The 13,404-nt window shown below is 45.9% G+C and carries 10 protein-coding genes; 3 read left to right on the forward strand and 7 right to left on the reverse strand.

Annotation, left to right across the window (positions count from 1 at the left end):
• Positions 1-89 precede the first annotated feature (89 nt).
• A complete protein-coding gene (locus tag DB398_RS17035) occupies positions 90-2,420 on the forward strand; it encodes an ATP-dependent helicase (protein WP_108425665.1) in 2,331 nt (776 codons plus the stop codon).
• Here DB398_RS17035 and DB398_RS17040 read toward each other — a convergent pair.
• Positions 2,417-3,178, reverse strand: a complete 762-nt coding sequence (locus DB398_RS17040; RefSeq protein ID WP_108425666.1) for a hypothetical protein — start codon at positions 3,176-3,178, stop codon at positions 2,417-2,419. The genes DB398_RS17035 and DB398_RS17040 overlap by 4 nt on opposite strands.
• Positions 3,179-3,408: 230 nt before the next feature.
• Between DB398_RS17040 and DB398_RS17045 the strand changes: the two genes are divergently transcribed.
• Positions 3,409-4,029 carry an L-threonylcarbamoyladenylate synthase gene (locus tag DB398_RS17045; protein ID WP_108425667.1) on the forward strand — a complete coding sequence of 207 codons (621 nt, stop codon included), beginning with the start codon at positions 3,409-3,411 and terminating at the stop codon, positions 4,027-4,029.
• Between the two features lie 51 nt (positions 4,030-4,080).
• On the opposite strand, the gene DB398_RS17050 is transcribed toward DB398_RS17045, so the two are convergent.
• The 3 genes from DB398_RS17050 to DB398_RS17060 all read right to left on the reverse strand — a co-directional run bounded on the left by DB398_RS17050 (position 4,081) and on the right by DB398_RS17060 (position 6,510).
• Positions 4,081-4,953: an OmpA family protein gene (locus tag DB398_RS17050; RefSeq protein WP_108425668.1), complete on the reverse strand. Its 873-nt coding sequence runs from the start codon at positions 4,951-4,953 to the stop codon at positions 4,081-4,083.
• 96 nt (positions 4,954-5,049) lie between these two features.
• Positions 5,050-6,051 carry a glycosyltransferase family 2 protein gene (locus DB398_RS17055; RefSeq protein WP_108425669.1) on the reverse strand — a complete coding sequence of 334 codons (1,002 nt, stop codon included), beginning with the start codon at positions 6,049-6,051 and terminating at the stop codon, positions 5,050-5,052.
• Between the two features lie 12 nt (positions 6,052-6,063).
• Entirely contained in the window at positions 6,064-6,510 is a 447-nt protein-coding gene (locus DB398_RS17060) for a type I restriction enzyme HsdR N-terminal domain-containing protein (protein WP_108425670.1), read from the reverse strand.
• 26 nt (positions 6,511-6,536) lie between these two features.
• On the opposite strand from DB398_RS17060, the gene holA reads away from it, so the two are divergent.
• Positions 6,537-7,538, forward strand: coding sequence for a DNA polymerase III subunit delta (gene holA, locus DB398_RS17065; protein ID WP_108425671.1), 1,002 nt, complete (start codon positions 6,537-6,539; stop codon positions 7,536-7,538).
• A 1-nt stretch (position 7,539) separates the two neighbouring features.
• On the opposite strand, the gene DB398_RS17070 is transcribed toward holA, so the two are convergent.
• From DB398_RS17070 to DB398_RS17080, 3 genes are all read right to left on the reverse strand, one after another.
• On the reverse strand, positions 7,540-7,917 hold the full coding sequence (locus tag DB398_RS17070) for a DoxX family protein (RefSeq protein ID WP_108425672.1): 378 nt from the start codon (positions 7,915-7,917) through the stop codon (positions 7,540-7,542).
• 98 nt (positions 7,918-8,015) lie between these two features.
• On the reverse strand, positions 8,016-10,427 hold the full coding sequence (locus DB398_RS17075; RefSeq protein WP_108425673.1) for an alpha-ketoacid dehydrogenase subunit alpha/beta: 2,412 nt from the start codon (positions 10,425-10,427) through the stop codon (positions 8,016-8,018).
• Between the two features lie 159 nt (positions 10,428-10,586).
• Positions 10,587-13,403 carry a gluzincin family metallopeptidase gene (locus tag DB398_RS17080; RefSeq protein WP_234416363.1) on the reverse strand — a complete coding sequence of 939 codons (2,817 nt, stop codon included), beginning with the start codon at positions 13,401-13,403 and terminating at the stop codon, positions 10,587-10,589.
• Position 13,404 lies beyond the last annotated feature (1 nt).

Here is a 13,404-nt window from a genome sequence, read left to right on the forward strand (position 1 = left end):
GCCCCGGTGTTTATAAATATTGAAAGGATGATTTTAGCAAAAGGTCATTATTGGTTAATTTCACGCCTACTTTTTAAAGACCCTGGCCATTGAGTACTTTTTTGGATGAATTGAATGATGCGCAGCGTGCCCCAGTCCTTCACAAGGACGGTCCGTTGATGGTGATTGCAGGAGCTGGCTCTGGAAAGACCCGTGTGCTTACCTTTCGTATTGCGCATTTGATGGAACAAGGGGTGGATTCCTTCAATATCCTGGCCCTTACCTTTACCAACAAGGCTGCCCGTGAAATGAAAAAACGGATTGCCACCATTGTGGGGAATTCCGAGGCCAAAAACCTTTGGATGGGTACATTCCACTCCGTTTTTGCCAAATTGCTCCGATTTGACGGGGACAAACTGGGCTTCCCCAGCAATTTTACGATCTACGATACCCAGGACTCCCAACGCTTGATCGCTTCCATCATCAAGGAAATGGGGCTGGACAAGGATATTTACAAGTACAAGCAGGTCCAGAACCGGATATCTTCCTACAAGAACAGTTTGATCACCGTCAAGGCCTATCTGCAAAACCCTGAACTGGTGGAGGCGGATGCCATGGCCAAACGACCACGGATGGGGGAAATCTACCAAAACTACGTGGACCGCTGTTTCAAGGCCGGGGCCATGGATTTTGACGACCTGCTGCTGCGTACCAACGAACTGCTGACCCGTTTTCCGGATGTGTTGATGAAGTATCAGGACAGGTTTCGATATATTTTGGTGGATGAGTACCAGGATACCAACCATTCGCAATACCTAATTGTAAAAGCGCTGTCCGATCGGTACCAGAACATTTGTGTGGTGGGTGACGATGCGCAGAGTATTTATTCGTTCCGGGGAGCCAACATCAGCAATATCCTGAATTTTCAACGGGATTATGACGATGTGGCCGTGTATCGTTTGGAGCAGAACTATCGATCAACCAAAAATATCGTGAACGCTGCCAATTCCATCATTGCCAACAACAAGAACCAGTTGGAAAAAAATGTATGGACCTCCAATGACGATGGGGGACAGATCATTATACACCGAAGTGTGACCGATGCGGAGGAGGGAAGGTATGTGGCGGGTTCCATTTTTGAGAACAAGATGCAGCACCAACTCCAAAACGGGGATTTTGCCGTGCTCTATCGCACCAATTCACAGTCAAGGGCCATTGAAGATGCCCTGCGGAAGCGGGACATTCCCTATCGGATCTATGGTGGACTCTCTTTTTATCAGCGTAAAGAGATCAAAGATGTGTTGGCCTATCTGCGGTTGGTGATCAATCCAAAGGATGAGGAAGCATTGAAGAGGGTCATCAATTTTCCTGCACGGGGCATTGGACAGACCACTATTGACAGGCTCGTTGTGGCGGCCAACCAATACGGACGTTCCGTTTTTGAGGTGATGGAGCATTTGGACAAACTCAACCTCAGCATCAATGCAGGGACCAAACGCAAGTTGGATGACTTTGTCACCATGATCAAGAGTTTCCAGATCATGAACGAAGGGGTGGATGCCTTCACGCTTTCGGAGCATGTGGCCAAGAAAACAGGGCTGTTACTGGAGTTCAAAAAAGATGGTACGCCCGAGGGCATTGCCAAAATGGAGAACATTGAGGAACTCTTGAACGGAATCAAGGATTTTGTGGAAGGCCAAAAGGAACTTGCGGATGCCACGGGAAGTCTTACCGAATTCTTGGAAGATGTGGCCCTGGCCACGGATATGGACAAGGAGGTGGGCGATGATGACCGTGTGGCTTTGATGACCATCCATTTGGCAAAGGGTTTGGAGTTTCCGTATGTATATGTGGTGGGGATGGAAGAAGATTTGTTCCCATCTGCCATGAGCATGAACACCCGTAGCGAGCTGGAAGAGGAGCGAAGATTGTTCTATGTGGCCCTTACCCGTGCCGAGAAACAGGCCTACCTTACCTACACGCAAAACCGCTACCGATGGGGCAAGCTCATTGATGCCGAACCGAGCCGTTTTTTGGAGGAAATCGATGAAAAATACGTGGAAAACCTCACTCCGGTCAATGACGGGTATCGGTACAAGTCCATGATCAATGTTGATATTTTCGGAGATGTGGACAAGAGCAAGCTACGCCAGGTGAAGCCCCAAAATGGGACACCGCCGTCCGTCCAACGACCCAATGAAAACCAGCTGCGAAAGCTACGAAAGTTAAAACCCGAACTTTCCGCCCCAACAAAAAGCGGGAGCGACATAGACCCGGGACTGGTAGAGGGCACCTTGGTGAACCACACTCGGTTTGGAAGGGGCAAAATACTCAACATCGAAGGCATGGGCAGTGACAAAAAGGCTGAAATCCTATTTGAGCAAGGTGGCGTAAAGAAATTATTGCTTCGTTTCGCCAAGTTGGAAGTATTGGGAGATTAGTTCTTCTTCGGTTCGGGCAAATATTTTTTTCCATTAAATGCAAGGGAGTGTCCGGCTCTAGGGACATCCTGTATTTCAGGCAACAGTATCCGAATTCCATTCATTTCCACCTTAAATCCAAGAGAATTGGACAACTCAGGGTTGTTGGAGATTTGGGCAAAGGACAGGGAACTTTCACTATTGGGGAAAATGGGAGCCTCTTCCATGTAACCATTTCTCAGGGTATATGCATTCAGGCGGAAATAATGACTGTCCCCAGAATTCAAATGTCCATGTAGAATATATAAATCTTTGCCTTTGTGTGATTTCACTTGATGTATTTTTTCATAGGTAATGGGCGTGTCATACAGAGAGGTGGGTTCAATGTCATTTCCATTATTATAGAGCGCAATGTTTTTGATCCTATTTCCTGTGGCATCCATTTTGGTGTGCCAAGAAAACACCCCTATTTTTTGGTCTTCGGAGAGGGTAAAAGTGAAAGCATGCTTCTGATACGCATAAATTTCAGCGATTTCAGTCAATAGATGGGGAGTGCGAATGCTTTCGACAGTCCTGCGCATATCCTCATTTACTTGGATCACTTCTTCCGAACCAATGGGTGATTTATTTGCAGACAATCTGTACGAAAGACTGTCCAAGGTGGCCAGTACGTCTTCCCCTGTTATGGTGGTATTTGTTTTTTCGGGAGCCATGTTTTCACAACCAATGATGGCCGACCCTAGTATGAAGATGGTCAAAAGGGAATATTTGAAAATCATTTTGGGGGCTTTTGATGTGTTTTTATAGGACAAAATTGAAAGTTTTAAATTTGATTTTTCAGAGCAATTCACGAATGGCCTTTTTGGATTGACCAATGGGCCATTTCAAGCAATAGATGCGGCAAAGGAGTCGTGGTTGGGTCTATTAAAGAATATTTAACGTACCACGACAGTTTACCATAATATTTGTTAATTTGTTGGGAGGAGGCATACGGCCTTCCATATGTGACATGGCGGAACTTATACGACTTTACGAAGAAAACCCTAACCCACGGCAGGTGGAAAAGATAGTGGAGGTGCTCAGAAGGGGCGGCCTTGTGATCTATCCCACCGATACCGTATATGGTTTAGGGTGTGATATTACCAATTCCAAGGCCCTGCAGCGCATTGCCCGCATAAAGGGAATCAAGTTGGAAAAGGCCAACTGGTCCTTCGTGTGTGCAGATTTGAGCAACCTGTCCGATTATGTTCGGCAGATAGATTCCTCGACCTTCAAAATCTTGAAAAGGACATTGCCCGGACCTTACACCTTTATCCTTCCGGGAAACAACAACCTCCCCAAGGATTTTAAAAAGAAAAAAACAGTGGGTATCCGGGTTCCCGATAATGCAATAGCACAGGCCTTGGTGAACGGATTGGGCAATCCCATTGTTTCCACGTCCATTCGGGATGATGACGATATTTTGGAATATACCACGGATCCCGAGCTCATTTTTGAAAAATGGCAGAACTTGGTGGACATTGTCATTGATGGGGGGTACGGGGGCAATGTCGCTTCTACGGTGATAGACCTTTCGGAAGGCGAGCCCTTGGTCGTCAGGGAAGGAAAGGGAAGTTTGGAAATATTATAGAACAAAAAAAGCGGCCTTTTGGGCCGCTTTTCTTATCTATGTTTTACTGGATTATTTGCCAGTACCTCCTATGGATGGATCTTTCATTCCTTCCTCGATCATGTTATAGAACTGGTCGATTTTTGGAAGTACAACGATACGGGTCCTTCTGTTCTTGGCCCTGTTGGCAGATGTGTCATTGTCAACAAGGGGGATGTAGTAGCTACGTCCGGCAGCAGTCATCCTAGCAGGATTCACGCCGAAGTCATTTTGAAGGATTCTAACCACAGCGGTAGCTCTCTTCACACTCAAGTCCCAGTTGTCTGCAAGTTCAGAAGTTTTGATCGGCACGTTGTCCGTGTGTCCTTCTACCATGAATTCAAAATCAGGCTTGTTGTTTACCACTTTGGCCACTTTGCCCAATACTTCTTTTGCAGCGTTGGTCACATTGTAGCTTCCGCTTCTGAACAATAGTTTGTCGGAAATGGAAACAAATACAACTCCTTTTTCCACGCTGATTTCGATGTCCTCATCATCCAAGTTTCCAAGCACACCTTTCAAGCTCTGTACCAAAGAAAGGTTTACAGAGTCCCTACGGGTAACGGCATCTTGCAATTTTCTGATGGTAAGGTCTTTTTCTTTAAGACTCTCCAACGATTTTTCAAGGTTTTCAGCACCTTTGGTGGTAAGGGTTGTCAAGTTGCCCATGTTGTTGATGAGCTCTTGGTTGTTGGCTTTCAAGAAAGCATTTTGGTCTTCAAGGGTCTTCAACCTTGAACTTGCGGTCGCTTTTTCTTCCAGACAGTCGTTAAGTTTTACTGTAGCTGAATTCAATAGGTCTTGAGTTTCTTTGTGTTTGGCCTCCAGTTCAGCATATTTTTTTTGTGATACACATGAAGACAATAGAATTGTCAGTGCCAATGTTCCTAGAAAAGCTTTTTTCATAGTTCTGATTATAATTTAAGGATTGTTAGATATGTCAATGTAAATCAATGTTGGCCAAAATTAGATAAAAAGCAAGGTTTCCATATTTCGGCTTCGTTAATCTTTTACTAAAATGTTAAAATTCTTTACTTGATGTACGAAATAGGACCAAACTATGGATGTCACCACATGGTACTTTAATATAAAATTAGCTTTTTCGCGCTTTCTGTACATCTTCCTAAAGTTACCATAAAAACTGATATGGGCATGTAGAATGGCCAGGCAATGGTTGATTTTCAGTTGGAAAACAAACCTTGCAGCGGCTATGCCATCTAGTATCAGACGTAAAAAGACAATGGGCAAAGCTTTTTTACGGGGAAGGTTCTTGGTGATGGAATACAGGGAGTTCCTAAAGTTCAGGAAGGTCTTCTTTGGGTTCATGTTGGATAGGGTGGAACCTCCCAAGTGGAATATGTGGCTCTTCCCCACATAATACACTTTATGTCCGGCATTTTGTGCCCGCCAACAAAGGTCTATCTCCTCTTGATGGGCAAAGTAGTCCTCATCAAAACCGCCCAGTGCCCAAAAAGTTTCGCTTTTGATGAACATACACGCGCCCGTGGCCCAGAATATTTCCCTAACATCATCGTATTGGCCCTTGTCCTTTTCGATGGACTGAAAAATCCTTCCCCGGCAGAATGGATAGCCCAATGCATCCAAGAATCCGCCTGCAGCACCTGCATATTCAAAATGATCCCGTTGTTTCAAATCCAAAATCTTGGGCTGTATGATAGAAACTCCGGAGATGGTTTCAAAACCTTCCTTGATGGGACCTAACCAGTTAGGCGTGACCTCCACGTCGGAGTTCAAAAGGCAGTAGATGTCGGCTTCGATGTGCTTCAGGCCATCGTTATAGCCTTTGGCGAAACCTCCGTTGGACGTGTTGCGCACAATACCGATAGTGGGGTAATTTGCTTCCAAAAAGGCAACAGATCCATCGGTACTGGCATTGTCCACCACATAGATATCGGCACCTTCGGAATGTTCCATGACGGTGGGCAGGAACCTTTTGAGCAAGGCTTCCCCGTTCCAGTTGAGTATGACTACGGCGACTTTCAAAACGGTGGCAAATTAACGGCTAAAATCAGGAATTTCCTTTAAAAACCTATATTTTTCATTCTCATGGTCCATTTCGCAACAGTAGTGCTCCAAACCATTGGTCACCATCAGGTATGCTGATTTCAATTGGTAGTTGTAGCGTGCGATCTGGTCAAAAACGGCTTGCTCCACCTTCACTTCCGGGGCCTTGCATTCCACCAAAAGAAAAATGGTGCCATCAGGATTGAAGACCACCACATCGTAACGTCTTTTCAACCCGTTCACCATCAATTGTTTCTCTACGTTGATGAGGCTTTTGGGGAAATTTTTCGTAAAGACCAAGTAATGCAGCACGTGTTGCCTGACCCATTCCTCCGGCTGCAGCACTACAAATTTTTTACGGATGCCATCAAAGATGTACTGTCTATTTTGGCTATTTTTGATTCGGAAGGTATAGTTGGGAAAGTTCAATGCTTGCATTCCACAAAATTGATGATTTTTTCTGAATGGACAGGGTAAAAGAGATTGTATCGGAAATAAACAAAGGGGCGCCCAAGCCCATCTACTTCTTGATGGGGGAGGAACCTTATTATATTGATAAGATTTCCCAATACATTGCAGAAAATGTGCTGACGGAAGATGAAAAGGGCTTCAACCAAATGGTGCTCTATGGAAAGGACACCAGTGTGGAAGAAGTGGTCTCCAACGCCAAAAGGTATCCTATGATGGCCAACCATCAGGTGGTTATCGTGAAGGAGGCCCAACATCTGTCCCGCAACATCGAAAACTTTCTTTCTTACGCCGAGAACCCACAACCCACCACAATACTGGTCATCTGTTTCAAATACAAGAAACTGGACAAGCGAAAGAAACTCTACAAGGCCATCCAGAAAACCGGAGTGCTTTTTGAAAGCAACAAGTTGTACGACAACCAAGTGGCGGATTGGGTGCGAAGGACCTTGGCTGGAAAAAATTATAACATATCGCCCAAATCCTGCGTAATGCTCGTGGAATTTTTGGGGACCGACCTGAGCAAAATCAGCAATGAACTGGACAAATTGGCCCTAGTGGTGCCGCCTACGGAGGAGATTACGCCTGAGCTGATTGAAAAGCACATAGGAATCAGCAAGGACTTCAATAATTTTGAGTTGAAGAAAGCAATTGGGGAAAGGGATGTGAAAAAGGCCTCCCGGATCATCGATTATTTTTCGCAGAACCCGAAGGACAACCCTTTTGTGGTGACAGTCACGCTCTTGAACACCTTCTTCACCCAACTATTGCAATATCACGGCCTCAACGACCATTCTCCAGGCAATGTGGCCAAGGTACTGGGCGTCAACCCTTACTTTGTAAGCGAGTTTTCCGTAGCCGCAAAAAATTATCCTATGAAAAGGGTGAGCGGTATCATTTCAAGCCTTAGGAGCTTGGATCTAAAAGGAAAAGGGGTCGGGGCCAATAATATGGACCAATCCGATTTACTGAAGGAACTGCTGGCGGAAATTATTTGAACTAGCTTTTGTCCACGCTATATTTTCCGGGTCCCAATAGCATGACCACTACAAAAACGGTCAAATAGAGCAAGGCCATTTCCTTTGTTCCAAAAGGGTCGGAACCGTGTATCATGAATCCGGCGACCAACATGGTAATTGCAGGCGGTATGGCGGCCCATCTCGTCTTGAATCCGATAATGATCAAAAGGGGACAAATAAATTCACCAACAACGGCCAAAAACAGGGTAGGAGCCGGTCCAATACCAAAAGGATCGGCAAATTCGGTTTTTCCGTTGATAAGGTTCATGAGTTTTGGATAGCCATGGCTCAGCATGAATGCAGAAGGAACAATTCTTAAAAGTGCCAAGCCCAAATGTACCAAGGTATTGTTTTTCATTCACAGGGGATTTAGTTGTCGTGAAATTAAAAATTAAGTTCCGAATAACACAACATTAATTGACGAAATGCGGTTCTGAATTGACGGATAAGGGAAAACTACCTTAACTGTGGGTAGGATTCTGGGTCTGCCTCGTGCATGATGCCGTACACTTTTTCAAAAATATCCTCTGCGTTGGGTTTGGAGAAATAGTCCCCGTCCGATGCATAAGCAGGTCGATGTGCCTTTGCAGTCAAGGTTTGTGGTGCACTGTCCAAATATTGGTATCCACCTTGCTTTTCCATGATTTCTTGAAGTAGGTAGGCTGAACATCCACCTGGGACATCCTCATCTATGATGAGCAGTCTGTTCGTTTTTTGAAGGCTCTTCACCACATCGTGCTCCAAATCGAAGGGTAATAAGGACTGTGCATCGATGACTTCGGCATCGATCCCAACTTCCAAAAGTTCCTGGGCCACCCTTTCCACGATACGCAGGGTAGAGCCATAGGACAGCAAAGTAATGTCCGTTCCTTCCTTCAGGGTCTCCACTTTTCCGATAGGGGTATGGAACTCGCCAAGGTTGGAAGGTTTCTTTTCCTTTAATCGATATCCGTTCAAGCTTTCGATGACCAACGCCGGTTCATCGCTCTTCATCAAAGTATTGTAGAAGCCGGCTGCCTGTGTCATGTTTCTTGGGGTCAAGATGTACATTCCACGTAACAAATGGATAAGTCCGCCCATCGGTGATCCGGAATGCCAGATGCCTTCCAACCGATGGCCCCGTGTACGGACAATAAGGGGTGCTTTTTGCTTGCCGACGGTCCGGTAGGTCAAGGTGGCCAAATCGTCGCTCAAGGTCTGGATGGCATATAGAATGTAATCCAAGTATTGTATCTCGGCAATGGGCCTTAGTCCCCGAAGGGCCATCCCAATACCTTGTCCTATGATGGTGGTTTCCCGGATTCCTGTGTCGGCAATCCGTAGTTCACCGTATTTTTTCTGGAGACCCTCCAATCCTTGGTTCACATCGCCGATGTTCCCGGTGTCCTCGCCAAAGATCAATGCTTCTGGATATTTCTCAAAGAGCACATCAAAATTGTCCCTCAGAATGATCCTGCCATCCACTTCCTCTGCATCATTGGAATAGGAGGGGGGCACGGCTTTTATGTTGGTAGCCTTATTATCCAGTTCGCTGTAGAGATGGGAACTGAATTTATATTCGCTATCGTCCAAAAACCGGTTGATCCATGCCTGCAGTTCTTTTTTCTCGGCGGAAGCCTCCCCGATCAGAAACCTGAGCGCTTGGCGGGACTTGGCGGCCAAATCCTTTTTCAAAGGTTCTTCAATGGCAATCAGGTCATTTTTGATCTTTAGGATAAAATTGCGGTTGGGACTGCTGTTCGCTGCCTTATCAAGCAATTGCACAAGCTGCTTCTTCGCTTCCAAATGGGGTTTGAGAAACTCGGCCCATGCTTCTTTTTTGGCGGACCTGACCTTATGTTTTATCTCCCTGTCGAGTTTTTTGAGGTCTTCTTCCGTGGTGATGCCATTTTCCAAGATCCATTCCCTGAACCTTTTGTTGCAGTCGTTCTCGCGTTCCCACTCCAAACGTTCGGCAGATTTGTAACGCTCGTGGGAGCCGGAAGTGGAATGTCCCTGCGGTTGGGTAAGTTCCGTTACGTGGATAAGTACGGGTACGTGGCCCTCACGCGCAATATCCGATGCATTTTCGAAGGTATGTATAAGGGCGGTGTAATCCCATCCCTTTACTTTCAGGATTTCATAACCGTCATTTTCCCTGTCCCGTTGCAGTCCACTGAGTGCTTCCGAGATGTCACCTTTGGTGGTATGGTATTCGGCAGGGACCGAAATTCCGTATTCATCGTCCCAAACACAGATCACCATGGGCACTTGCATGACCCCGGCGGCATTTATGGTTTCAAAGAAATGTCCCTCACTGGTGCTGGCATTGCCAATAGTGCCCCAAGCGACTTCATTCCCATTGTTGGAAAAGTTGGTCTGGTCCAGTCCCTCTACATTCCTATATATTTTGGAAGCCTGTGCCAATCCCAACAAACGGGGCATTTGTCCTGCGGTACAGGAGATATCGGCACTGCTGTTTTTTTGTTCAGTAAGGTTTTTCCATGTACCGTCCTCGTTCAGGCTATGGGTGATAAAATGTCCGCCCATTTGCCTTCCGGCACTCATGGGTTCCTTTTCCACGTCGGTGGTGGCGTAGAGTCCATGGAAAAATTCCTTCGGGCTCAAAAAGCCAAGGGCCATCATAAAGGTCTGGTCCCTGTAATAGCCGCTCCTGAAATCCCCATCCTGAAAAGCTCTGGCCATGGCCAGTTGGGGAAGTTCCTTTCCGTCGCCGAAAATCCCGAATTTTGCCTTTCCCGAGAGTACTTCGCGTCTCCCAAGGAGACTACATTCCCTGCTCATCACGGCAATTTCATAGTCTTGGAGGATCTGCGCTCTGAAATCTTCAAAAGAAATGTCGTTGCTTGTACTTGGGTCGGGTTTCATGTGCCGTTGCAGGTTTTTGCGAAAATACTAAAATACAATCAAATCAGCAATAGCAATACAAGTTAATAAACCAACAATTTGATAAAAAATAAATCAAATTATAGAATATTAGTCAAATGTTTATGCTTTTTGAATTCGGTTATTGTGAATTTGATAAAATCAGAACCATTTCCTGGTGAATAGCCCGGTAAGTGTCTTGGGGCTTATGGTGACCACAAACCGAATCCGTTGGCTGTAATTGTCCTGTGCAATCTCCCAACCCCTATTGGAATATACGGGAAAGTAAAGTTCAAAATAGTCGGTGACCAAATTGAGACGAACCCCGGAATCATATACAAAACGGGCGTCTTCCCCTTTGCTCTTGATGAACCCTAGGTCCCCATACGCTTCCACCCATCTCCAGATATTGGTGCTGGCATTGGTGGTGGCGATCCAATCGTTGGCAAAGGGATTTTCCAATTTGGATTTGAAACCTCCTTCGGAAATGATGATCTGCTGGCTGTAGATCCCGGAACTTTCCGATCGGCCCAAATAGGAAAGATCATACATGTAGTCGGTGGGTCGGTCCAGGGCGAAGCTGAAAAAATCGGATTCCGTCTTGTTTCTCAAAAACTTTCCGGCATAGAACCTAAGGTTGAACTGTCGGTTACTGTGGAACAATTTTCTATACTCCATTTCAAAGGCCAGTTTGGTGAAATCGCTGGAATGCTGTGCATCCACAAACCACGAGGTATAATTGAGAATGTTATTGTCCACATCCACAAAGCGGACGTTCATTACGTTATAATCCGGGTCTGTGTCTATTTCACCCACCAAGTTGTCATCGATGTTCCTGAAAACGTTTCTGTACCGGAAGGTCAAGTACTGTCTGCGGTTGGACAAAAGGTCATTTGGGCGCCATCCAAAACTGACGGCAGGGGTAAGGGTAGAAAAGCGCGAACTCTTTTGGAAATGGGAGGTAGACCCCGAAATGGAGTAGTCGGTGTAGAACAGCCCGGTCTTTTGGTGGTATTTGCGGTACTTGAAACTGGCCTTGCCCACCAAGGTACGTTCCAAAAAGGAGTAGGTGGGGGAAATGTCATATTGGAAAGGGCGTTCCAGAAAGGTCTTGTTGTAAAGGCGCATTCCCGGCGTCACCCCGTCATAAATATTGAAATTGGCAATAGGCACATAGAAAACCTGATTGTAATAAGGGTCTTCGGTATCCTTGAAAAATTGGAACTTCAACTTTTTGTTACTGGAGAAGAAGCCGTTCAGGGTCTTCCAGTTGTCCCTTTGGTTGAATTCAGGGATTTTCTGGTCATAGTTGAGCACCAATCGGTCCTCGCCATTTCGGGGTATGGTGACGGTTTTAGTGGTGTCAATGTCGGTGAACCAATAATGGGAGACCACCGTGTCGTTCTGGAGACCAAAGAGGGATATGGGCACATTGGTCCCTTTTTTGTTCTTCAATACCAGGGTGATGGAATCATCGGTCTTTTGTAATTTTTTGATCTTGAAATCAATCTTTTTGTCCGTGGAGACATATTCATCAAAGAACCAACTGATGTCCTTGTCGGCATATTTCTCTACAGTTTCCCGAAAATCATGAGAGGTCACTTTTTCCTTCAACCTATGGTTCGCATAAAAATCAAGGATACTGCTGTCCACTTTTTTCTCATCCAAATAGGCTGCCAAATAGGACATCCCTAGTCCAGCTTTGTACCCATTGGCTATTTTTTCATTGAACTTGATCAGGGAATCGTTGCGAGTGGTCAAAGGTTGGTCGATGTTCTTGCGGGCGGAGAGCATACTGAAGAGGGCATATTGCTCATTGAAGTCCATTTGCGCCAAATGGAAGTTTTTGATGCCCCAGACCCGGGAGAGTTTACCTGCCAGTTTCTGGTCGGGATAGTGTTCCTCCACATATTTGATCATCAGATAGTACCCAATGGCATCGTTGACCCATCGTTCCTGTCTGGGGTCGAGAAACAGGGTTTCCTCCAGATAATTGCGGATGGCCGTTTTAAGGAACTTCATCTCAAATTGGAACTGTTCTTCATAGGGCCGTATGAATGAAGGAAGCTGTCCTATGCCATAGAGTGGCGACCTGTTGTAGTCAAAATCGCTTACCAGAAGGTTTTCATGTGGATATTTCCCCAAATTCTCTTGGAGGAAGTGGGCTATTTTGTCAATGGATATTCCTTGGGATATTTTATCGTATTTGTTGGATTCAATATCGGTGATCACGGTCAGGGGGGCGGTAACGTGTTTGGTGAAAGTTTCTTCGACGGTGAGTATGATCTCACAGCTTTTTCTGTTGTCGCCAAAGAGCTGCGTATGCTGTCCTCCCGGAAACCGGGCCACGCTGGATTGTCTGTAATTGGTGGCCAGGAACAACTTTTCAGGATAGGTAAGGTTGATGGTGGTCTGGACAACATCGGTGTAGATGTCGTCCAGGTTCATATTGTCATACAGTCTCCAATCCTCCCCATCAAAAACGGCCGGGGTGAGGTACCAATCCTTCAGATTATAGCCTCCATTCGTCGTGGCCCCATAGGATGTAAACCTTGCGGAAGGAAGTTTTACGGTATAGGTAAAGAACAATTGTATGGATTCGCCCGGCTTTAAGATCTCGTTCAAGCTAACAGAAATAATATCCCTGTTCTCGACCCTTTTCCAATCCAGTCCCCCATATTTGTCATCCACCAGGGTCTTGATGGTAGTATGGCCCCTTTCCCTGTCCTTGGCCAAATGGAGCCCCCTGTTGAACTCTTCGGCAAAACGTTTGGCCAGTGCCGTGTTCTTGTTGGAATAGGCATGGTTCCAATCGTTGAAAAAGAGCGTGGCAAGTCCTTTGTCGGAACGGTTCACATAAGTGAAATGCTGACGTATCCTGATTTGCTGTGTCCGGCCATCCAAAGTGGCCACGACCTCATTTTTGTACTGTCCCCAAACAGGGGCGCACAGTATCAGCAACAGCAATGGAAATCGCAAA

The sequence above is a fragment of the Flagellimonas amoyensis genome, assembly GCF_003058265.1.
GTDB classification, from domain to species: Bacteria; Bacteroidota; Bacteroidia; order Flavobacteriales; family Flavobacteriaceae; genus Flagellimonas; species Flagellimonas amoyensis.

Coding starts and splice junctions, on each gene's coding strand:
- DB398_RS17040 (WP_108425666.1), bottom strand. CDS start 3,178: ATGATTTTCAAATATTCCCTTTTGACCATCTTCATACTAGGGTCGGCC.
- DB398_RS17045 (WP_108425667.1), top strand. CDS start 3,409: ATGGCGGAACTTATACGACTTTACGAAGAAAACCCTAACCCACGGCAG.
- DB398_RS17050 (WP_108425668.1), bottom strand. CDS start 4,953: ATGAAAAAAGCTTTTCTAGGAACATTGGCACTGACAATTCTATTGTCT.
- DB398_RS17060 (WP_108425670.1), bottom strand. CDS start 6,510: ATGCAAGCATTGAACTTTCCCAACTATACCTTCCGAATCAAAAATAGC.
- holA (WP_108425671.1), top strand. CDS start 6,537: ATGGACAGGGTAAAAGAGATTGTATCGGAAATAAACAAAGGGGCGCCC.
- DB398_RS17070 (WP_108425672.1), bottom strand. CDS start 7,917: ATGAAAAACAATACCTTGGTACATTTGGGCTTGGCACTTTTAAGAATT.
- DB398_RS17075 (WP_108425673.1), bottom strand. CDS start 10,427: ATGAAACCCGACCCAAGTACAAGCAACGACATTTCTTTTGAAGATTTC.